Consider the following 20756-nt stretch of genomic DNA (forward strand, 5'->3'; position numbering starts at 1 on the left):
GCCGGGGGGCCGGACAGCGCTCGGGCACCGCGGCGATGGGGCGGCCGAGCTGGCATGGACTGGGGTGTGAGTCGGCGGCGTCGGGCGTCTTCGCCGGTGGCGTGGAGGCGAAGACGCCCGACGCCGCGACGACGGGGTGCACCATGATCGACTGTGATCTGGTGATGGCGGCGGCAGGCCGGGGGCGGGCGTCACTGGGCCGGCGACCGGAGCCGGGCTGCGGCCCGGCCGGTCCGCAGCAGGCGCGGACGCGGGTGGTGCGGCTGGTAGCCGCCCGTCAGGTAGCCGGACAGGCAGCCGAGGCGACGCGGAGCAGATCGATATGGCTCCGGGTGACCAGCACCAGCCGCTTCAACACAAGAGCAACGGAAGCACACTGTTCCGGCTGCCGCCAAGAGAATGAAACTGTGACTTGCTTCACAAAGTGATATGAGGGTGTCGAATGAGTGGCGACGGAGGTGCGGGACCCCAGGTCCGCGCGGGTCGGGCTGCGGGCGAGCGCAGGGTTTCCGGGCCGGCGGGTTCCATGTCCGCATTCATCAGATTCAATACGTTTCGTCGGCTTCTTCGAAGCCTCGCAGGTCATCGCGCGATCTCGATTTTTCCGGTGGGGAAGTCGGAATATACTGACGGACCGTTCGGTACCCGCTGGCCGGGGACGCCGAAGAGGCCGGAACAGGAGATCTCATGGCCCTGCCTGATTTCTTCGTGATCGGTGCGCCGGATGCGGGTATGGAGATCCTTCTCGCCGGCCTGCGTCGCTGCCCGGCCGTCTTTCTCCCCGCCACCGTTCTCACGCCGCCTACCGTTCTCCCCCCGCCTACCGTTCTCGGCTCGCCTGTCGTTCTCGGCCCGCCCGGCGGTTGCGGCTCCGGCGTGGCGCCGGACGGCGGTGAACCGGCGGAAGGCTCCGCGGGGCCGTGGGGCCTCGATGCGCCGCGTCGCCGGGCGTGGTTCGAGGCCCTCGTGGACCCGGCGCCCGCGGGCGTCCTGCGCGGCGTGAGCGCCCCCTACCACCTGGCGGACTTCACGGCGCTGAGACAGCTGCACGAGTTACTGCCCTACGCGCGGCTCATCGCCCTGCTGCGGGACCCGGCGGCGCGGGCCCACACGCACTGGCTGCGGATGCGTGCGTCCGGCCTGGAGCCCATCGCCGACTTCGAAGGCGCCCTGGCCGTGGAGGGAGAGCGGGCCCGCACCGCCTCGTCCTGGCCATGGCGGTACGCGGCCCTGGGCCGGTACGGGGCCCAGGTGCAGCGTCTGTACACCCTCTTCGCGGGGCATCAGGTGCTCCTGATGCCCTACTCCGAACTGGACGCGGATCCGGCGGCGGCGCTGGGTCGGGTACATCGTTTCCTCGGCCTCGGCCGCGGCCGCGGCCGTCACCGCGGCGCCGCCGGTACCGGCCGCGCGGACCTCGCCGGTGAGGTCCCGGTTCGGCGTTGCGGCGACCCCGCCGGCCTGCGATGTGTCGATCCGGGGGCAGCGGTTGCGGCACGGCGGCTCGATCCGGCCACGGCCGCCCGACTGCACGCCGACTTCCACGCCGATCTCGCCCTGCTCGATCGGGTGACGAGGCGGCGCTGGGCGCTCGGTCCCGTCCCGGAGTGATCCTCGGCGGGGTGCCGACACCCAGCGCCGCCAGATCAGCGGGAACCCTGGGTGAGAGCGACCGAGTCGGGCACCCGGACGGGCTCGGGCACGGTGCGTGGGATGACGCCCTGGATCTGCCCGATCACGTAGTGGGCCGACATCATCGCCCCCTCCTGCCAGCCGGGCAGCGGTGAGCTCTGATCGCCCAGGACGTAGAAGCGCCCGTCCCCCTCAGGCTGGAGGAGCTGCTTGTAGGCCCGCATGTGGTCGGGGTTCGCCGGGTTCCAGTCAGCCCAGCCGCCGAGCTGGTACGGCACCTTCTGCCAGGCGACCGTGATGCCCTTGGCGGTGGGGACGACGCCTTCGTCGGCGAACCGCGGGTGGAGTTCGGCCGCCCCGGCCCGAGCCTGCGCCAGCCGCTCCAACGGTGCCAGGTCGCCGAACTTCGCGGCCACGTCGTCGAAGTTGTAGGCGCCGGTCACGGTGCCCGTCTCCGAGAAGTAGTCGTTGCTCGGATACCAGATCTGAGTAATCGGATGGTTCGTCCAACTGATACCGCCGTAGATCTGGTCGGCGTCGCTCTCCCAGAAACGCTCACCGGCCTGCCAGCCGACCTTGCAGGTGTTCGCGAACCCGACGGTACTGATGGCCGCATCGAACTCGGGGGAGAAGTTCGTCGGTATTCCTCGCAGTACCGGCAGCGGGATACTGCTCACGCAGTAGTCCGCGGTCAGCGTTCGCGGCCGGCCGTCGCGCCGGTATTCGACGGCCACTCCCCCCTCGTCGAGCAATCTGATCGCGGTGACCGCGGAGTTCAGCTCGACGACGTCGCCGAACCTGCCGACGATCTCCCGTTCGAAGGCGGCCACGATGCGATCCATGCCGCCGACCGGCTGGAACATCGTCGCCTGCCACAGATAGTCCACCGGCTGGTAGAAGCTGTGTCGCCAGAATCCCGACTCCAGTAGATCCGAGAGGGGGATCGGCGGCGCCGGGCGGGGAAAGTCGTGTACATCGGGATCCTCGGCGTACCCGGAGCGGGTGGAGCCGTCGTAGCTGTGGTCGTCCGCCAGCGAACCGAAAACCCGCAGCAGGTCCAGCAGCTTCCCGGTCGGGGCGTCCCGCCGCAGGAGGGTCTCGGCGAGCATCGCCGCGAGATGCCCGCGGATGTCGTTGGCGACCTGCCGGTTGCGCCACCGGACCACCGCGCCGTCGGCGAGGTGGATGACGTTCGCCGTGGTCTCCATGATGTACGGCTCGAGGTCGACGCCGAACGACCGGCAGTAGTCGAGCATCCGGCGGTGATGGTGGGGGATGCGGCCGGGGCCCAGGTTGAGGTAGAGCCCCTCGTCGAAGGAGCACCGGTGGGTGACGACCGGATCCCCGCCCGGGCCGAGTTCGCGTAGCACGTCGCCGCCGCGGGCCGTGCGGTTGCGGCCGCCCGCGCGATCCGACGCCTCCAGCACGGTGCACCGGTAGCCCAACCGGCCGAGTTCGTAGGCCGCGGTGAGCCCGGCGATCCCGGCTCCGAGGACGGCCACCGTGGCGCCCGCACGAGGTGGCGGGGAAAGCTCGAACGAGCCCGTCCAGCCCGTCGCCTCCGGTCCACCCCGGCCGATCATCGCCTCGCGCAGTGCGTCGGCGGCACTTTGCGCGGTCAAGACAGTCGTCCGCGGTCGGCGTTGTGCATGATTACCCACCTGCCTTCGTCCGGTGTCCGGTGTCTGGTGCTGGATCTGGTCCGCGGTCGTGACCGGGAACGCCCCGTCCGCCGGCCGGATCCGGCCGGCGGACGGGGCGCCGGCGTCAGCCGGTGAAATCGAGGTCGATGATCTGGTAGAAGCCCTTGGCGGTGTCGGCGACCTCCCAGACACTGAGCAGGACGTGATATCCCTGCCGCTGCGGCAACACGATCGTGTGCCGGGTCGGGTTGCCCGGCACGAGGTCGTCGGCCGACCAGTAGGGCTGCCCGTTGTTCTGAACCTGATGGATGGGCTGCGGCTCGAACTGGGCCCGGCTCAGCGGGGAGTTCGGGTCCCAGCCCTGCCGGGTCAGGAAGTAGTTCCACCGCCGCGTCTTGTGCGGGGCATGGAAACTCCAGGTGACGGTGAGCCGCTGGCCGGCGGCGACGGAGTGCTTCTGCCAGTCCGATCCCGGCTTGTCCAGTTCGGCGGCATAATCCTGGCCCGCGCTGGCAATCTTTCCGTCAGTGGGCGGAGCGTCGTTCCGGACGTCGTCCGGCGCGAATGGATCGGCCAGCCCCGCCTGCGTCTCCGGGAAGAACTTCCCCGATTCGAGGCCGGCTGACTGCCATTCTGCAAGATATATGTGCGCGCGGGAGGCCGGTTCGGAGACCGTACCATGCCGCGGCTCGACTTTGCTCTGGGTCATAGCGAAAGAGTAGCGCCAGCATTCTTGGTTTGCATGCCCGGAAGATGGGAATCCGGCGGCTTCCAGAATGATTTTTTTAAATCGCCGGCGTCATTTCTGGAGTTTGCTACGGAAAGCCCCGGACCGGGACCGTGCGGCGTGTTTCGGGCAAGCGTGGGCGTCCCGGCGGCCCCGGCCATCGAGCGGCGGGTACCGTCGGGCGGGATGAGTACGTCAGCGAACAGCGACCCCGCCGCGGGCGTCGCCGACGGGCCGGCTCCGACCGGTCCGCCGCCGCCCGAGCCACTTCCCTACGACGGCGTCGTCTCCGTCGCCGTCGGCACGGTGCTGTGGGCCGTCGCCGCGCTGGTCGGGTTGGTGTTCCTGGATGACCTGCGCGACGACGGTCACCTGTGGTGGCTGGCCACCGCGATCTGCGGCTTCGGGCTCGGGCTCGCCGGGCTGTGGGTCGTGATCCGCCGCCGCAACCGGCTGCGGGCCGGGCAAGGGTAGCCGGCTTCCGTCGGCTCAGGTCTCGTCGAGGTCGTCCTCCGCCGCGCGGAAGGCCGCCCCCGTCGGGTCGCGCAGCTCCGCGGCGAGCGCGTGCCGCCGGTCCCACTGCCCGCCCCGCCAGGCCAGCGCCCGGGCCAGCGCGTCGGGGCCGGCGTCGGCATCGACGTGCACCTCGCCGCCGATCCCGCCGAGTACCCGCCATGGCACCCGCGTCGGCCGACCGGCCAGGTCCTCAACCAGCAGCGGGCGGTGCACGCGGTACGGCGTGCCGTCCGGTGCGCGCCGCGTCGCGCCATTCGTGCCGTTCGCGCCGGCAGGGCCCGACTCGGTGGCGGCCTCCCCGGCCGAGTACCCATCGGATGCGATCTCGCAGGACGCGATCTCGGCGGCCAGCGGAACCCCGAGCACGTGGGCGACCTCGGCCGCACGATCCAGCGGCAGCCGCAGCGCGCCACGCTCGGTGCCCAGCAGACCCAGCAGGTCGGGTGCGTCGACGACGACGGCCTGCCCGCTCGGCACAACCCCGTCGGGCGTCCGCACGGTCAGCGGCGGGTCGAACCGCTCGTCGCGCGCGGACCGGTCCGGTGCCGCGAGCACCCGGGCCACGGCGTCGACCGCGGCGATGTAGAGCGTGCGCGCCGCCGGCCAGGGGACGTCCCGATCTGCGTCGCCCAGCCGGTCAAGCAGGTCCATGACCGCGCCGAGGTCGCCGAGGACGTCGCCGAGGGTGAGCCGTGCGCCGAGGTGGCGCAGGAACTCGTCATCGACGCCGGCCAGCGGGGCGCCGCGGGCGAACAGGCCGGCGAGCAGCGGATCGGCCGCGGGTAGGAGCAGCTCGCGCGGCGGCAGCATCCGATCGGTGCCCGCCACCGGCAGCACCGCGTGCCGTGCCAGCCACCACCGGGTGTACGACGGCTCCGGGGCGAACACGGCCTCGCGCAGCGGCGGGTGGGCCAGCTCCGCGAGCGCCTCGGGCCACGCCGCCGAGTCGACGAGTTCGAGGTCGCGAACCGCGGCGAACACGCCGATCATGGCTGGCGCGGGCGGGCCTCCCGCCGGCGGGCGGCGCAGATTCGCCGAGCCCCCCGGCGCGCCGCCGTGATCATCGGCCGCGACGTCGTCGACCCAGGTGTCGCTGTCGTCGAGATCGAGCAGGATCTGCTCGTCGGCATCAAGCGGCAGGTCGTAGGCGCGCAGCACGCTGAACGAGTGCAGCACGCCGACCCGTTCCAGCACCTGCGCGGGCCACGCCCGGGCGACCTCGGGCGCCAGCGTCGAAAACGGTGCGTCCTCGGCCAGTACCCGGTCCAGCGGACCCCCCTCGACGAGCAGCTCCCCGGCGGGGGTGAACTCGCCGTCGGCGGACGGCAGCAGCAGGTCCTCAAGCCAGCCGAGCTCCGCCGGGCGCTCCTCGCCCGCGTCCCGGAGCAGGGCGAGCACGGCGGCGGCCAGCGCCAGCAGGTCGTCGGGGTGGTCGTCCGGCTCGGCGTCGAGCACCGCCTCGCGTACGGCCGGGTCGCGCAGCACCCCGGCCGGCGTGCCCTCCAGGGCCCCCAGGGTCCGCAGCGCGTCGCGGGCGCCGCCCGTACTGCAGGCATCGGGATGGACCACCCGCAGCGGCAGCCCCGAGCGCACCAGGGCGACGATGTCCAGCTCGGCGGTCGGTAGCAGGGTGCCGCGCGGCCCGGTGACCATGCGGGTCCGCAGGCTGCCGCCGCCGGTCGAGCCCGCGGGCGTGGGGGCGGCGAGGGGGTCGGCCGCGTCGGGCCCGTCCGCGCCGATCTCGGCGAGCGGCACCGGTAGTGCTCCCAGCGCGTCCCGGTCCGGCGCGCTGACCAGCAGCGGGTAGAGCCGTCCCCACCAGTCCGGCGGCCGGGAGACCCCGGCCAGCAGCTCGACCAGCGCGGCGCTGTCCACTCGCCGGACGCCGAGCAGGTCCAACGCCGTGCGCCACCGTCGGGCGGCGTAGGCCGCCGGGAGCAGGCCCGCGACCAGCTTCGCCCCATCCGCCTCCGTCGCCGGATCGACACCATCCGCAACGATTGGATCGGCCAGATTGGCGGTGTCGGCCGGCGGGCCGGGGATGTGCAGCAGCTCGGTCACCGCGTCGGTGGCCGGACCGAGGTCGGCCACCGAACAGTCCCGGCCGCGCAGGGCACCGGGAAACAGCACCGACTCCGGGAGCAGCCGCAGCAGGGACTCTCGCAGCCGGCCGTCGACCTCGCCGAGGGCGAGTCCCGTCGGGATCAGGGTCAGGGCGGCCAGCGGATCGGGGGGCGGCCCACCCGGTCCGGCCTGGTCGCCGGGCAGGACACCGGCCTGCGCTAGGCCGCCGGGCTCCAGCCCCGTGCCGAGGTACTCGGCCAGGGCGACGGCGGCCGTCGCGAGCTCGTCGGTCAGCCGATCGCGTAGCGGGCCGCCGACGGTGTGCCGCCGAGACGGGTCCAGCGGCAGCTCGACGCTGGCCAGGATCGGCAGCGACAGCGGCTCGTCGGTGGGCTGCGGCGCCCGCAGCACTCGGGCCACGCCGTCCGGCCAGCCGCCGTCGGGGACCATCACCCGGGCTGTGAAGCCGGTTCGTCCGCGTTCCTCCACCGGGCGGTCGGCGAGCAGAGCGGCGGGGATCGTGCCGCTGCGGGAGATCCCGCGCCACCACTCGCCGTTCAGGTCGGCTATCTCGACGCGTTCGGAGAGCTGGCTACCGGCCGGCCCCGTGCCGCTCGCCCGCGCCGCACCTCGGCCGCTGTCCGGGCCGCCCCGCAGCCAGCGGCAGGTGATGGCCCGCACAGCACCGTCCACGTCGACGACAATCTCGCCGGGGCCGCCGAGCACCAGCGGCAGGGTGGGATCGAGCCCGGCCAGCAACTCGCGCGCGAGCGCCGTCGCGGCGCCGTCGCGCAGCGGGAGTCGGACCACGGTGTCGTAGCCCTCGGGGGGCGGCCCGGCGGTGATCGTGAACGGTAGCCGGAGGATCGGCACCGCGCCCTCGCGCCGAGCGAGCTCCTCGCCCAGGCGCGCCGCTTGGCCGACGCCGACGCCGACGCCGACGACGCCGAGGCCGCCGAGGCCGTCGAGGCCGTCGGCGGTTCCGAGGGCGGCGAGGGACGACCCGGGATTCGTTGCGTCGCGATTCGTTACGTCGTCACTGGTTACGTCACCGCCGTCCAGTGGGGCCGCGGGCATGGTGAGGGCCGTCACTGCGTCTATCACGCGGCTCCTCGACCAGGCCACGCCGGTCAGTATCGGGTCGGAGCCGACGCGGGAGACGATCGACGGCTCGTCCGTCACCGCGAGGACGGCGGCGAAACCGGCGCCGAAGCGGCCGACGGAGGCGCTGTCGCGTTTGGTGGAGGCACGCAGGGTCGACAGCGCCTCGACGCCGGCCGGCGAGAGCGCCGCCCCGGTGTTGGCGATCTCCAGCAGGCCGGCGGGCCCGGCACCCGGGGTGGTGGCGTCGGTGCTCAGCCGTAGGAGCACCCGGGCCGGCACGCCGGCCTCGCCCGCGGCGTCGACGGCGTTCTGCAACAGTTCCACGACGAGGCGGTCGTGGTAGGCGCCGAGGGCGGCGTCCTCCTCCGCGTTGGCGTCCTCCCGGAAGCGGGCCGGCGAGGCGACCCAGGCGTCCAGCACCCGCCGCCGGATCGCCGCGGTCCCGTACACGTCTGCCGCAGCATGTGCGGCGGTCACTGACACCCGTCCATACTCGTCTTCCCGTCCCGCCCTCGGCGGGAGCGGGTTGGCGTGGATCGTGGGTGGCGCCGTGACCGGGTCGGGCCCCCAACCAAATCAACCCCGATCGGGCCGGTGCCGACCGGGCAGGATGGGGCGATGCCCTCCCGCATCCGCCGCCGGGACGCCGCGGCAGCGCTTCCGGAGCTTGTCGCCGCGGTTGTGCCCCAGTGGAGGCGGGTCGCCGACTCCGTGGGCGAGCTGCCGGCCGACAGGCTCGCCGCGCCGAGCCCCCTGCCCGGCTGGACGGTTGGCGATCTCGCCATGCACGTCGGGTGGTCCGCGACCGCGCTGACGCGGGCGCTGGCTCCCGCCGAATCGCTTCCCGCCACCGACCCGCCCCGACCCGCTGTGCCGCGGCCGGTCTCGGCGGTCGACTACCTCACGGGCACCGGGGCCCGGGCGGAGTCGATCGCGGACACCGCCCGGGTCCTGGCGGCGGCCACCGGGCCGGCGGGCCTGCGCGAACGGCTGGCCGCCGAGGTGTCGGCGGCGGCGGCCGCGCTGGCGCGGGTGACCGACGACGGCGACCCGGTGGTCGCGACCCCGAATGGTCCGATGCTGCTGACCGAGTTCCTGCGCACCCGGGCGGTGGAGGCGGTGGTGCACGGCCTCGACCTCGGCGTCGAGCCGCTGCGTCCGGCGTTGAAGGTGGCGACGAAGCTGTTCGCCGAGCTGTTCGCCCACCGTGTGCCCGGGCACACGGTGGAACTGCGGGTGCCGCCCTTCGTCGCCGTCCAGGTCGTCGAGGGGCCCCGGCATACGCGCGGCACCCCGCCGAACGTGGTCGAGGCTGGACCGGTCGCGTTCGTCCTGCTCTGCGCGGGACGGCTGGCCTGGGGCGACGCCGTGGCCGACGGGCGGATCTCCGCCAGCGGTGAGCGAGCCGATCTCAGCGGTTACCTGCCGCTGTTGTGACGGTGGGACCGGCGACGGGGCATTGGGTCGGCACACGAGGCAAGGGCCGATGTGGCCCGTCGCTGCTAGCGTGGAGCGAGGTAGCTGCCGGGCGAGGCGGTGGCCGAAGCCGGTCCGGTACGTCACGTGACGAGTGCGGACGGGCCGGCGCGGACGCGGTCCCGCGCGTAACTCTCCGCATTTCTCCGGTGTCCCTGACCAGCCAAGGAGTCCTGGTGCCAGACGTCGCCCGCTTTGGCGCCAACCCCGCAGCGGGGTCCGAGCTGTTCGACGAACCCGGTCCCCGGGATGCCTGCGGCGTCTTCGGCGTCTGGGCGCCCGGTGAGGACGTGGCGAATCTCGCGTATTACGGGTTGTACGCCCTGCAGCACCGCGGTCAGGAGGCGGCCGGGATCGCGGTCGGCGACGGCCGGACGGTCGTGGTGTTCAAGGAGCTTGGGCTCGTCGCCCAGGTCTTCGACGAGATCACCCTGTCCAGCCTGAGCGGCCACGTGGCGGTGGGGCACACCCGGTACTCGACGACCGGCTCCTCCACCTGGGAGAACGCCCAGCCGTCCTACCGCACGGCCCGTTTCGGCGGCCCGATCGCGCTCGGCCACAACGGCAACCTCACCAACATCGTCGAGCTTGCGCAGGGGCTCGATGCCGGGCGTGACCGGCTGCGCGCGACCACCGACTCCGACCTCATCACCGCGATGCTCGCCGACCACTCCGGGCCCACTCTCGCCGACGCGGCGATGGCCGTGCTGCCCCGGCTCGCCGGCGCCTTCTCGCTGGTCTTCGCGGACGCCTCGACCCTCTACGCGGCCCGCGATCCGCACGGCATCCATCCCCTCGTCCTCGGCCGCCTGGACGAACATCCGGACGGGGCGTGGATCGTCGCCAGCGAGACGGCCGCTCTCGACATCGTCGGCGCGACCTTCGTCCGCGAGGTCCAGCCCGGCGAGATGATCGTCATCGATGCCGCCGGGGTGCGGTCGCACACCTTCGCCGAGGCCAGTCCGCACGGCTGTCTGTTCGAATACGTCTACCTCGCCCGTCCGGACACGGCGATCGCCGGCCGTTCGGTGCACGCCACCCGGGTCGACGTGGGCCGCCAGCTCGCCCGCGAGGCGCCCGTGGAGGCGGACCTCGTCATCCCGGTGCCGCAGTCCGGGGTGCCCGCCGCGGTCGGCTACGCGGAGCAGGCCGGCATCCCGTTCGGGGAGGGCCTGGTCAAGAACTCCTACGTGGGACGCACCTTCATCCAGCCGTCGCAGACGATCCGCCAGCGCGGGATCCGGCTCAAGCTGAACCCGCTGCGTGACGTCATCGAGGGCCGTCGCCTGGTCGTCGTGGACGATTCGATCGTGCGTGGGAACACCCAGCGGGCGCTGGTCCGGATGCTGCGCGAGGCCGGCGCCGCCGAGGTCCACATCCGGATCTCCTCGCCTCCGGTGCGCTGGCCCTGCTTCTACGGCATCGACTTCGCCACCCGCGACGAGCTCATCGCCAGCGACGCCGGCGTCGAGGAGATCCGTGCCTCGCTCGGCGCGGACTCGCTGGCCTACGTCTCGTTGGAGGGCCTGGTCGCCGCATCCCATCAGCCGGCGCAGGCGCTGTGTCGAGCCTGCTTCGACGGCGTCTACCCGGTGCCGCTGACCGAGTCCGCCAAGCTCGGCAAGCACCGGCTGGAGCCGGTGGCCGGTGCCCAGACGACCGCGGACATGATCGCCGAGGCGATGCGCCGGAAGGTGACACTCGGCATGAACGGCGCCGACCCGTCCCCGGACAACCACGACGACGTCGACCTGGCCGACGATGCCGACCCCGCGCCGCGTGCGGGCGGCAACCCGGTGACCCGGGGAGAGAACGGGCTGGCGCCCGGGCCTGGCCTGGACCCGCCGCCGGCAGCGGACCGCCATGACGCGCAGCGCCCTGAGCCGGCCGGGGCGAGGCAGGCATGAGCGGCGTCGAACGGATCACGGCCGGGGCCGGCACCCCGACGCCGGCGGGCGCCTCGTACCATGCCGCGGGAGTGGACGTGGCCGCGGGGGACCGGGCCGTCGAGCTGATGCGCGGGCACGTCGCGCGGGCCACGCGGCCCGAGGTGGTCGGCTCGCTGGGCGGGTTTGCCGGCCTGTTCGCCCTGGACACGGCGCGCTACCGGCGGCCGCTGCTCGCCTCGTCCACGGACGGCGTGGGCACCAAGATCGCACTTGCCCGCGCCCTCGACACGCATGACACGGTCGGCATCGACCTGGTCGCCATGGTGGTCGATGACCTCGTCGTGTGCGGCGCCGAGCCGCTGTTCCTGCTCGACTACATCGCCTGCGGGGCCCTGGTGCCCGCGCGAATCGCGGAGATCGTCTCCGGGATCGCGGCCGGGTGTGAGCAGGCCGGCGCGGCGCTGGTCGGCGGCGAGACCGCCGAGCATCCCGGACTCATGGGCAGCGACGACTACGACCTGGCCGCGACGGGGGTCGGGGTCGTGGAGGCCGACGACGTGCTCGGGCCGGAGCGGATCCAGCCCGGGGACGTGGTGGTAGCGATGGCATCATCCGGCATCCACTCCAACGGCTTCTCGCTCGTACGGCACATCCTGTTCGGTCCCGTTGATTCCGGCCAGCCAGGTGGGGTCTCCGAAACCGCCGCGGCCGGTCTGAGGGCATACGTCCCCTCGCTGGGGGACACACTCGGCCGGTCCCTGCTGACCCCGACCCGCATCTACGCCAGGGACTGTCTGGCCCTGGCGGCGGCGGTCGAGGTGCATGCCTTCGCCCACATCACCGGGGGCGGCCTCGCCGCGAACATCGCCCGCGTCATCCCCGCCGGTCTGGTCGCCACCCTCGACCGGGCATCCTGGGCGGTGCCTGCGATCTTCGGGCTGCTCGCCGAGCGCGGCGCGGTGGCTCAGGTGGACATGGAGAGCACCTTCAACCAGGGCATCGGCATGGTGGCGGTGCTGCCGGCCGGCGTCGTCCCCGAGGCGCTCGCGCTGCTCGCGGAGCGTGAGGTTCCTTCGTGGGTCGTCGGCAAGATCGCTGCTGCGCCCGGCGGGACCTCGGCAGGCCGTGAGCCCGGCGTGGGCGAGCCGGCGGCGGACGCGGCGCCCCGGGCCCGGCTGGTCGGGCAGCACCCAGGCTGAGCTGATCGCGGGCGGGCGGGCGGCATCCGGCAACTCGGCTGGAGCCGCTCGAGCGCCATCTGTCGATGCCAGCTGCGTACGCCCGCGCGAAGCTGGGCCGCGTGACGACGAGTGCGTGTCACGAGGTCGTAGTGGTACGTGCGAAAGCGACACCGTACCCGCGACGCCTCGCGGCCGCACACCAACCAAGGAGCGGCACGGTCACCAACGTGATCGCGCATGCACCTAGGCAGCACGGCATGGCGGTGGATGCCCGGACCGAAGCCCGGGCCGCCACCATCGGCGACGACCGCCGGGGTGAGCCTGCCGCGGCGGGACGGCTACCGACGTGACGCTGTATCAGCGGGAGGAACGGCGGTCGTCCTCGTCGTCTGCGTAAGCGTCGTATCCGTAATCGTCATCTACGTGCGCATCGTCGCTGTTGTTCTCGCGCGTCGAGCCCGCGCCCAGATCCGCCTTCAATCGGTCGAGATCCATATTGGGCGAGTTGTACTTGAGCTCGCGGGCGACTTTCGTCTGCTTGGCCTTAGCTCGGCCGCGCCCCATGGCTCGACCCCCTCGAACATGACGACGGGGACCCGCCCCGGTGCTCTCACTGTCTCGTGCTTCCCGAGACTACAGGGATCGGAGGCTTCTCGGCACGCCAACCCGACAGTTGCCTGTCCTCGGACAAGATGACCACGATCGGAAGCGCTCCGTGAAGCCTGCTGTCCGACGGGTTCGAGCGGGGGATCTGGGCCGCTCACCGGCTCGCCGACGGCCCGACCCGCCGTGTCGCGATGTGTCCACCGTCACGTCCCTTCGATCGTCCGGACCCGCGCGGACGTGCCGTGCACCGGCGTGGGGCCGGCCGCCACTCACCGCAGCAGGATCCCGCGCAGCCGGCCCACCTCGACGATCCGCCGTTCGGCGAGCCGTTCGGCGGCGGTCGCCGGAGTCACGTCCTCGTCGTGGGCGAGGCGGAGGACCTCCGCGGTGGTGTCGAAGATGCGTGCCGCCCGGGCTCGGGCCCGCTGCGGCGAGTACCCCTCGATCTCGTCGGCGACCTGGATGAGCCCGCCGGCGTTGACGACGAAGTCGGGCGCGTAGAGAACCCCGGCGTCGGCGAGCCGGCGGCCGATGTCGGGCGTGGCGAGCTGGTTGTTGGCTCCGCCGCAGACGATCTCCGCGCGAAGCCGGGTGACCGTCTCGGCGTTGAGCCCGCCGCCGAGTGCGCACGGTGAGTAGACGTCGAGGTCGAGGTCGAACAGCTGGTCGGGGTCGGCGACGGTCTGCACGCTCGGGAACTCGGCGCGCACCCGGGCCAGGGCCGCCGGGTCGACGTCCGCGACGATCACCGAGGCCCCGTCCGCCACCAGGTGCCCGACGAGGCGGCGGCCGACCTTGCCGACGCCGCTGACCCCCACCCGGCGTCCGGCGAGGTCCGACGCCCCCCACCGGTGTCGCGCGGCCGCGCGCAGGCCCTCGAAGACCCCGTAGGCGGTCAGCACGCCGGAGTCACCCGATCCGCCGTGTGCCGGCGAGCGTCCGCTCACCCAGCGCGTCTCGCGGGCGATGACGTCCATGTCGTCGACGTAGGTACCGACGTCGCAGGCGGTTATGTAGCGTCCGCCCAGTGAGGCGATGTGGCGGCCGAAGGCGCGTAGCAGCGGCTCGGACTTGTCACGGGCGGGGTCGCCGATGATGACGGCCTTGCCGCCGCCGAAGTCCAGGCCCGCGCAGGCGGCCTTGTAGGCCATCGCCCGGGACAGCGCCAGGGCGTCGGCGAGCGCGACGTCGTCGTCGGCATAGGGGTGGAAGCGGGTGCCCCCGAGCGAGGGGCCCAAGGCGGTCGAGTAGACCGCGATGATCGCGCGTAGCCCGGTGCGCTGGTCCGAGCACAGCAGCACCTGTTCGTGGTCGCGAACGGGACCGAACAGCGATGTCATGGTGCACCTCCTGGGGGACGGACCCGGCTCGGACCCGGCACGGCGTGGCGCCATCCGCCCGGCGGACCTGCAGGTCGGCGGCCAGCTGGGCACAGGTGGTGGCGCTGGCCGGGTCCTGGCGAACCCTATGGCCCCGGTAGGGCGCACGGCTTGCGGGTGGACGTGCCAGGATCAAGGCATGCCAGGTTCCAGGGCATCCGCGTGGGTGTCGTCCGCGGCGCTCCGGCGCGTGACCGGACTCGCCCCGCGGGGTGAGCGCCGCGCCGCCCGCGCACGGTCGGCGCTCGGGTTGGACGCGGTCAGTGGGAGCTGAGATGGCTGCCGTCTCGCCTGCGGCGTATCTGCGGGTGTACGAGCCGCTCGCGGCCTTTCCGGCCGCCGAGCGGGGGCGCTGGCAGCGTTACGCCGCCGCGGGACCGCCGTCGCGCCGCGCCGGTTCGCGCCAGGAGCGGGTCGTCGCGCTGGTCGCGAGCGTCCGGCCGACCCTCGATGTGGCCGACGAGTCGGCGTTCGTGCAGTGGATCGACGGGTTGATGTTCGTCTGCCCGTGGTCGACCCAGCTGCGGGTGTGGCAGGCGGCGCTGGAGTTCCGTGGCCTGCTGCCCGAGCGGGTCGCCGAGGCGTTCCTGCCACGGCGGATCACCGAGCCGGCCGAGATCGAGCTGGACCGGTGGAAGGCCCGCCGGCCGAGCCTGAAGGTCCACGTCCAGACCTGCACCTGGATGGTCCCGCCGCCGTGGTTCCTGCTGTTCGACCCGGCCGAGCGGTCGCTGGTGACCGGCGACACCGCCGAGCGGTCGATGATCTACCGGACGACGATGAGCCTGGCCCGGCGCCGGGCGAGCCGGGCGGTGGAGGCGGTCGAGACGCTGCGGGGGGGCACGGGTGAGGCCCCTGCGGTCGAGGGCATCGGCGATCTGGCCCGTTGGCTGGGGTCCTTCCATCCGCAGAGCAGGGTCGAACTGGACTACGACGGGCTAGTTGACCTACTCGACGACGACATGCTTCGGCGCGACAGCTCGGTAGAGGACATCGTCGAGGCTGTCAGTGCGTTACGCCGTGGGCGAACAGACCTAGCGGTCGAAGCTTACGAACGGGTCCTGATGAGGTGGAGACCCCTGCAGGCGCGGGAATCCGCAAGCTGATCGACGCATTCCGTTAACCGAGAGTCGCCGTCTGCTTCGGACGAGCTGTGACTAGTCAGCAGATGGTCCTGACGTGCCATGTCCGAAATGCCCCCGAAGGATGCACGATCTGTATGGGACGGAGCGACGCTCTGTGACGGGAGGCCAACACAATGACGACACGAACGCCGGACGCCGAGCCGCTGCTGACGCCCGCCGAGGTAGCCACGATGTTTCGGGTTGACCCGAAGACCGTGACCCGGTGGGCGAAGGCCGGCAAGCTGACGTCGATTCGGACCCTTGGTGGGCACCGCCGGTACCGAGAGGCCGAGGTGCGTGCCCTGCTGAAGGGGGTCCCGAGCATCGGAGGCGACATTTAGATCGCGCCGACCTGGCGCGTAGCCGGAGACACCTCCTTTCCCTCGTCCGGGCGGCATCCACCGCCAGTGCGAGGGTGTCGGTGGTCGGACTTGGTGAAACAGGGTCGAAGGTCCGAAAGGCTGTCCGTTCGCTGAGAACCGGACAAGCCGGCCGGTCCGGGGCCCCACCCAGGGGCCACCCGATGTAAAGGAAGTGTGAAGATCCGAACGCCGGGCTGCCCGGCCGGCTGGGAGGCCGCCGGGCGAGGTCCGGTTCGCGTCGACGTCTGCGTCAAGGACCACCTGAGCACCGGGAGGGCGCAGGGTGGACCTGTTGGGGAACCGGCGGACGGCCCTGGTGGGCCGTCCGCCGGCCTCGCCGTACGCGGCGAAGGCGACGGGCGGGGCCGCCGCAGTTCGGCGGCCGTTCACCGACCGAAACGATGACCGGCGCCCGCCGTCTGGCCAGCCCAGGCGGTGTGGAGCGGGGCGGAGGGGCCGCACCATGGACTGTGACCGCCCTCCGGGCTGGGTGGTGCGCTCCGCCGTGTCCGGGTTCCTGCCCGGCAGCAGCGCCTTCCGGTTCACGAACAGCTTCGACGCCCAGCCGCTGCTGGCTCTGCGACTGCCCGGCATGCCCATGGGCATCGGGATCGGGATCGGGGACGCCAGCCGCGGCCTGTGCGGCGGCATGATCTTCGCGGTGCGCGACCTGTTCGAGGCGGGCATCGCCGTGCCGCCCGACACCGAGCCGCCCCGGCGGGGCACCTCGCTGTACGGCTACCTCGTGCGCCGCCTGCTGGCGAGCTTCGACCTGCCCCGCGGCGTCGCCCGGTACTACGGGCTCATGCGGGGCGCCGACACCTACCCGCGACCGCGCCCTGCCGGCGCGTCGCGGCCCGGGTCGAGCCGGCCGGTCCGTCCTGGCAGCGCCCTGGGCCGCCTCGGCGTGGGATGGCGCAGCCTCGCCGACGAATGGCCGCGGATCCGGCTCGATCTTGACTCCGGACGGCTCGCCCCGATCGGCGTCATCACCGTCCACTCGGCGGATCCCCTGCAACTCGGCCTGAACCACCAGGTCCTCGCCTACGCCTACACCCAGGTCGACACGGCGGTGACCCTGCGCGTCTACGACCCGAACACCCCGCTGGAGCGGGCCGACGACGTCACGATGTCCTTCGACCTCGCCGCCGCAGGCGGTGACTCCGGCAGGGTGCGCATCACCCACTCGATCGCGATCGGCGGCCGGCCGGTGCGCGCGTTCTTCCACTCCCGCTACCGCTGGGCCGACCCGCGCCCGGCCCTGCGCGTCCCCTCCGCCGGCATCGGCTGACCGGACCCAGCGCTGACGGGTTTGTCGGCTGCCCTGGCCATCCCCTATGCTTGCAGTGCTTCAGGCGATCGACGATGTGGCTGAGCGACTGCTCCGCCTCGGCTGTGGTCGTCACCGCGCCCCCATCGTCTAGCGGCCCAGGACGTCGCCCTTTCAAGGCGGTAGCACGGGTTCGAATCCCGTTGGGGGCACACCTCGATCACCAGCCAAAATCCCTGCCCCACCAGGGCTTTTGGCCTCACGAAACCTCCTTGGACTGTCCGGCCGTGTCCGGCTGGTACCGGCGAACTCCGGCAGGCTGTGCCGAAGTGGTGCCGAAGTTCGCCGGTGGCCTACGCGCGGTCGGATTCGCCATCCCGGTCCGGCTTGTCGGGCGTCCAGCCGAGAGCGTCCTCGATCCGGCTCCGCATGCGGACCTCCTCGCCGTCGAGGCACTTCGCGTAGATCTTGAGGAGGACCTCGACGCTGTGCCCGGCCCAGCCAGCGACCAGCGTCGCCGGGACCACCGTCGTTGAGCCAGGTCGACACCGCGGCGTGACGGAGGTCGTAAGGCGTCTTCGCGAGCATGGACGCGGCGACTTCGTCGGTGAAGGTCGCCGCTCGCGCCCGACTCCAGATGTAAGCGATCGTGAGGCTGGAGATCGGATCGTCGGTCTCCGCGTCGAACAGCCGGCCGCCGGGCCCGGTCCCGAACATCTGGATATGGCGGCGCAGCATCGCGGTGAGCTCAGGCGGGCATGGCACGAGTCGGATCTCGCCGGCTCACGCTGCTTGAGCTGCCGGTCGTCACGGCCGTCACCCGAGCAGGAGAAGCAGCTCACCGTCGGCCAAGTCGAGGTCGATGCAGAAGCAACCAGATTACCGTGTTCCGCCGGTTCCGAGCCTGTCTCAACCTGGCCGGGATCGTCATCATCGTGGATGCGATGCACACCATCGGGCGCACCTGGACTGGCTCGTGACAGGGAAGGAAGCCGACTGTCCTGCGGTGATCAAGACTCATCAGTCGGCTGTCCACGCCCGGATGAAGGCTAGGCCTTGGGCCGACACCACCCGCGCCACCGACCATGGCCGTGACGCCACCCGCGTACTCAAGGTCGCCACCGTCGGTCACCTCGGTTCCCCACATCGCCCAGGCACTGCGGATCACCCGCTGGCGCCGGAGAAGGACAGACGGCCCAGCCGCGAAACCATCTAAGCGATCACTGCCCCGACCGGCTGCCAGGCCAGCCCCACTCAGCTCATCGACCTCGCCCGGGCGCACTGGCACATTGAGAACAAGGTTCAGTACGTCCGCGACGTGTCGTTCGGCGAGGACAGCAGCACGGTCCGGACCGGCAACGCACCGGCGAACCTCGCCACGATCCGCTCGGCCGTCACCGACGCCCTACGCCGCGCCGTCCACACGCTCATCTCAGCCGGCCGGCGCGCCCACGCCACCCCAGCCCGACGCGCTCACCCCCACGGCCTCCTATGACGCCAAACCCGGTCAGATCGCGAACATGCCGAAGCCCCGCGCCCTGTGGCACATCGGTCCCCACCCAGGGCCCCGGCATTTTTACTGAGGAGCGGTTCGCGGGCCGTGTCGGGGTTTCTGGTGGGGCCGGGTCGTGAGGGCTTCCGGGGGGCTCTGCTACAGAACGGGTATGGCACCCGCACCACTCTGGACACCCAGGTACGGGCGTTGTTCGCCGCCTCGCGCCAGACCTACGGCGCGCGGCGGATCGCCGCCGCCCTGACCGCGTCGGGCCAGCCCACCTCCGGTCCGCCTCGCCCGGCGGATCGTGCGCCGAGCAGGGCTGAAGGCCTGCCAGCCCAGGGCCTACCGCCGCGTCACGATCCCCGGCCAGACCCCCGCCCCCGCCGACCACGTCCGCCGCGACTTCACCGCCAACCGGCCCGGGGCTAAGCTCGTCGGTGACATCACCTACATCCGTATCGGCGAAGGATGGCCGTACCTCGCCACCGTCATCGACTGCTCCTCACGGAAAGTTCTCGGCTGGTCGATGGCCTGCGCCACATGGGCACCGACCTCATCGTCGACGCGTTCACCATGGCCGCTTCCCGCACCGCCCTCGCACCGGACGAGGTGATGCACTCGGATCGCGGCACCCAGTACATCTCCGATGCCTAAACCAACGGCGATCGCGGATGTGTGCCGATTTGGATAATCCCGCTCGCGATGCCAACGTCATCAATGGATGATCGAGTCCGGTGAACGGGCCGTATCAAAATCAACTTCTCTAGCCTCGGGCCTTCATCAGTGATCGTTTGAGGGTATGTCGGAAATGAGAAAGGTGCTCCTGATCTGGGAAGATTGAGGTCATCGAGGCCTTGTCCGTTCCGGATCGAGGAGCACCCTCAGGGTGATGATTACCGGTGTCTACCCGTCTGTCCGTGTCGACGCGGCCGGCCTCGGGGTCGTGTCGCACGCGGGCGGACTGTTGTTGACGGAGACGGTCCGGGTGTCCGGGCTGGGCCGGGCGTTGTCGGTGGCGTTGGTGCCGTGGCGGCCGGCGCGGGCGGTGCATGATCCGGGCAAGCTGATGTGCGACCTGGCGGTCTCATTGGCGCTCGGCGGGGACTGGCTGGCTGACGTCGGGCTGCTGCGCGCCGCGCCGGCTGTGTTCGGACTCGTGGCCTCGGACCCGACGGTGCCGCGCACGGTCGACCGGCTGGCTGGTGACGTCGAGAAGGCGCTGAAGGCCGTGGGCGCGGCGCGGGCGGGTGCGTGTCTGCGGGTGTGGGAGCTGGCCGGCGCGGCCGCACCGCACGCCTGGGTGTAAAGAACCCGACCATTCAAGATTTTGTAGCCTCGCCCTCATGGACGAAGCGGATCTTCTGCCGGACCTCGTCGGGACAGAGCACGGTCTCGTCGTGATGATGTGCGGCCTGCCTGGCTCGGGCAAGAGTACGTACGCGCGGGCCCTTGAGCGTCGCGGCTACAGCCGACTCTCGATCGACGAGATTGTGTGGATATGGGCCGGCCGCGACGGGGCTGAACTCGACCCGGCGGAGTACGAGCATCTCAAGTCGACGGCCGAACAACAACTGTGGGACGACCTGATCCGCCTGCTGGAGGCGAAGGTGCCCACGGTCATCGACTACAGCTTTTGGAACCGGGCCACCCGAGACCGATACAAGGCCGTGATCGAGAGCCACGGATGCCGATGGGAACTGGTCCGCCTGAAGGCGGACCTCGAAACACTCCGGCGTCGACTGGCGATCCGCAATCAGCGCAACGACGCGAACAGCGTCACCGTTTCCGATGAGCTGCTGGAACGCTACTTCGCCAACTTCCAGGAGCCCGCGGGCGAGGGGGAGCGCGTCATCCTCCAGGAGTGAACCGGAAGGGCAAGTGACCTGGCGCGTCCGGTCGGTGGCCTTCGAGGCAATGATCGGCGGGGTGGCCGCCTCGGCAAGTAGGGATGTGAAGCGCCGCACTCACCGGAACACGGTCACGTGATCGATCTCGAGGCCCCGTTCGGCGAGCAGCTCCTCGACGTCGCGGTACGACAGCGCGAACCGCAGGTACCAGCGCACCGCCAGCACGATCACCTTCGGTGGGAACCGGAACCCCGCGAACTCCGACGTTGGAGCCGGTGGACGGACATGACGTCGCCGCACGATTCGATCATGGCTGATCGGTAGCCGCGACGGTGGACTTCGCCGACGCAACAGTGCCGGTTAATCGGCCAGCTCAGCGTCGACGACGCTCGGCAGCTTACTAATAAGTTCGTCCTTCCGAAGCTGACACTTCATCCG

Annotated in this window: 16 protein-coding genes, 1 tRNA gene and 3 pseudogenes; 13 read left to right on the top strand and 7 right to left on the bottom strand. The window is 71.7% G+C overall.

The features are described 5' to 3' along the window. Positions 1–687: 687 nt before the first annotated feature. On the top strand, positions 688–1611 hold the full coding sequence (locus tag NBZ83_RS05165) for a sulfotransferase (RefSeq protein WP_261569029.1): 924 nt from the start codon (positions 688–690) through the stop codon (positions 1609–1611). A 35-nt stretch (positions 1612–1646) separates the two neighbouring features. Here NBZ83_RS05165 and NBZ83_RS05170 read toward each other — a convergent pair whose 3' ends face one another. Together NBZ83_RS05170 and NBZ83_RS05175 are read right to left on the bottom strand one after the other, a co-directional pair. Beyond that, positions 1647–3254, bottom strand: a complete 1608-nt coding sequence (locus NBZ83_RS05170) for a flavin monoamine oxidase family protein (protein WP_261574438.1) — start codon at positions 3252–3254, stop codon at positions 1647–1649. A 145-nt stretch (positions 3255–3399) separates the two neighbouring features. Then, positions 3400–3984, bottom strand: a complete 585-nt coding sequence (locus NBZ83_RS05175; protein ID WP_261569031.1) for a lytic polysaccharide monooxygenase auxiliary activity family 9 protein — start codon at positions 3982–3984, stop codon at positions 3400–3402. Positions 3985–4188: 204 nt separating this feature from the next. Between NBZ83_RS05175 and NBZ83_RS05180 the strand changes: the two genes are divergently transcribed. Next, on the top strand, positions 4189–4476 hold the full coding sequence (locus NBZ83_RS05180) for a DUF2530 domain-containing protein (RefSeq protein WP_261569032.1): 288 nt from the start codon (positions 4189–4191) through the stop codon (positions 4474–4476). A 15-nt stretch (positions 4477–4491) separates the two neighbouring features. On the opposite strand, the gene NBZ83_RS05185 is transcribed toward NBZ83_RS05180, so the two are convergent. Further along, the gene (locus NBZ83_RS05185) at positions 4492–8169 is read right to left on the bottom strand and encodes a sacsin N-terminal ATP-binding-like domain-containing protein (protein ID WP_261574439.1); all 3678 of its coding nucleotides are present in this window, start codon (positions 8167–8169) and stop codon (positions 4492–4494) included. Between the two features lie 135 nt (positions 8170–8304). Between NBZ83_RS05185 and NBZ83_RS05190 the strand changes: the two genes are divergently transcribed. From NBZ83_RS05190 to purM, 3 genes are all read left to right on the top strand, one after another. Next, positions 8305–9123 carry a sterol carrier family protein gene (locus tag NBZ83_RS05190; RefSeq protein ID WP_261574440.1) on the top strand — a complete coding sequence of 273 codons (819 nt, stop codon included), beginning with the start codon at positions 8305–8307 and terminating at the stop codon, positions 9121–9123. Positions 9124–9338: 215 nt separating this feature from the next. After that, positions 9339–11069, top strand: a complete 1731-nt coding sequence (gene purF, locus NBZ83_RS05195) for an amidophosphoribosyltransferase (protein WP_261574441.1) — start codon at positions 9339–9341, stop codon at positions 11067–11069. Further along, complete coding sequence (gene purM, locus NBZ83_RS05200; protein ID WP_261569036.1) at positions 11066–12250, top strand: phosphoribosylformylglycinamidine cyclo-ligase; 1185 nt, start codon at positions 11066–11068, stop codon at positions 12248–12250. The genes purF and purM overlap by 4 nt, the downstream gene beginning before the upstream one ends. 339 nt (positions 12251–12589) lie before the next feature. Here the strand turns inward: purM and NBZ83_RS05205 are convergent, their stop codons facing one another. Next, positions 12590–12796 (bottom strand): DUF3073 domain-containing protein, encoded by a 207-nt coding sequence (locus tag NBZ83_RS05205; RefSeq protein WP_136447346.1) that lies wholly within the window; start codon positions 12794–12796, stop codon positions 12590–12592. Positions 12797–13107: 311 nt separating this feature from the next. After that, positions 13108–14178 (bottom strand): Leu/Phe/Val dehydrogenase, encoded by a 1071-nt coding sequence (locus NBZ83_RS05210; RefSeq protein WP_261565152.1) that lies wholly within the window; start codon positions 14176–14178, stop codon positions 13108–13110. Between the two features lie 314 nt (positions 14179–14492). On the opposite strand from NBZ83_RS05210, the gene NBZ83_RS05215 reads away from it, so the two are divergent. The 4 genes from NBZ83_RS05215 (at position 14493) to NBZ83_RS05230 (ending at position 17185) form a co-directional block, all read left to right on the top strand. After that, the gene (locus NBZ83_RS05215) at positions 14493–15323 is read left to right on the top strand and encodes a DUF8083 family protein (protein WP_261565153.1); all 831 of its coding nucleotides are present in this window, start codon (positions 14493–14495) and stop codon (positions 15321–15323) included. 152 nt (positions 15324–15475) lie between these two features. Continuing rightward, entirely contained in the window at positions 15476–15682 is a 207-nt protein-coding gene (gene bldC, locus NBZ83_RS05220) for a developmental transcriptional regulator BldC (protein WP_009741343.1), read from the top strand. A gap of 484 nt (positions 15683–16166) precedes the next feature. After that, positions 16167–16994 (top strand): hypothetical protein, encoded by an 828-nt coding sequence (locus NBZ83_RS05225; protein ID WP_261574442.1) that lies wholly within the window; start codon positions 16167–16169, stop codon positions 16992–16994. Positions 16995–17112: 118 nt separating this feature from the next. Then, a tRNA-Glu gene (locus NBZ83_RS05230) sits at positions 17113–17185 on the top strand. A 141-nt stretch (positions 17186–17326) separates the two neighbouring features. Here the strand turns inward: NBZ83_RS05230 and NBZ83_RS05235 are convergent. Beyond that, positions 17327–17500: an integrase gene (locus tag NBZ83_RS05235; protein ID WP_261565155.1), complete on the bottom strand. Its 174-nt coding sequence runs from the start codon at positions 17498–17500 to the stop codon at positions 17327–17329. 791 nt (positions 17501–18291) lie between these two features. Here NBZ83_RS05235 and NBZ83_RS05240 point away from each other — a divergent pair. The 4 genes and pseudogenes from NBZ83_RS05240 to NBZ83_RS05255 all read left to right on the top strand — a co-directional run bounded on the left by NBZ83_RS05240 (position 18292) and on the right by NBZ83_RS05255 (position 20336). Then, entirely contained in the window at positions 18292–18468 is a 177-nt protein-coding gene (locus NBZ83_RS05240) for a hypothetical protein (RefSeq protein WP_261574443.1), read from the top strand. Positions 18469–18648: 180 nt separating this feature from the next. After that, positions 18649–19122: pseudogene (locus NBZ83_RS05245) on the top strand (DDE-type integrase/transposase/recombinase); the annotation flags it as partial. A gap of 238 nt (positions 19123–19360) precedes the next feature. Then, a pseudogene (locus NBZ83_RS05250) lies at positions 19361–19762 on the top strand (transposase); the annotation flags it as partial. 52 nt (positions 19763–19814) lie between these two features. Then, positions 19815–20336, top strand: a complete 522-nt coding sequence (locus NBZ83_RS05255) for a P-loop nucleotide/nucleoside kinase family protein (protein WP_261565157.1) — start codon at positions 19815–19817, stop codon at positions 20334–20336. A gap of 102 nt (positions 20337–20438) precedes the next feature. Here NBZ83_RS05255 and NBZ83_RS05260 read toward each other — a convergent pair. Further along, positions 20439–20618 (bottom strand): annotated as a pseudogene (locus tag NBZ83_RS05260) (IS6 family transposase); the annotation flags it as partial. Positions 20619–20756: the final 138 nt, after the last annotated feature.

Origin of the sequence: Frankia gtarii (assembly GCF_025403375.1) — a bacterium.
Lineage (GTDB): Bacteria > Actinomycetota > Actinomycetes > Frankiales > Frankiaceae > Frankia > Frankia gtarii.

What these genes read in the sequence shown, in the direction of transcription:
- NBZ83_RS05165 (WP_261569029.1), top strand. Translation starts at nt 688, where the DNA reads ATGGCCCTGCCTGATTTCTTCGTGATCGGTGCGCCGGATGCGGGTATG.
- NBZ83_RS05175 (WP_261569031.1), bottom strand. Translation starts at nt 3,984, where the DNA reads ATGACCCAGAGCAAAGTCGAGCCGCGGCATGGTACGGTCTCCGAACCG.
- NBZ83_RS05180 (WP_261569032.1), top strand. Translation starts at nt 4,189, where the DNA reads ATGAGTACGTCAGCGAACAGCGACCCCGCCGCGGGCGTCGCCGACGGG.
- NBZ83_RS05190 (WP_261574440.1), top strand. Translation starts at nt 8,305, where the DNA reads ATGCCCTCCCGCATCCGCCGCCGGGACGCCGCGGCAGCGCTTCCGGAG.
- purM (WP_261569036.1), top strand. Translation starts at nt 11,066, where the DNA reads ATGAGCGGCGTCGAACGGATCACGGCCGGGGCCGGCACCCCGACGCCG.
- NBZ83_RS05205 (WP_136447346.1), bottom strand. Translation starts at nt 12,796, where the DNA reads ATGGGGCGCGGCCGAGCTAAGGCCAAGCAGACGAAAGTCGCCCGCGAG.
- NBZ83_RS05210 (WP_261565152.1), bottom strand. Translation starts at nt 14,178, where the DNA reads ATGACATCGCTGTTCGGTCCCGTTCGCGACCACGAACAGGTGCTGCTG.
- NBZ83_RS05215 (WP_261565153.1), top strand. Translation starts at nt 14,493, where the DNA reads ATGGCTGCCGTCTCGCCTGCGGCGTATCTGCGGGTGTACGAGCCGCTC.
- bldC (WP_009741343.1), top strand. Translation starts at nt 15,476, where the DNA reads ATGACGACACGAACGCCGGACGCCGAGCCGCTGCTGACGCCCGCCGAG.
- NBZ83_RS05225 (WP_261574442.1), top strand. Translation starts at nt 16,167, where the DNA reads ATGGACTGTGACCGCCCTCCGGGCTGGGTGGTGCGCTCCGCCGTGTCC.
- NBZ83_RS05255 (WP_261565157.1), top strand. Translation starts at nt 19,815, where the DNA reads ATGGACGAAGCGGATCTTCTGCCGGACCTCGTCGGGACAGAGCACGGT.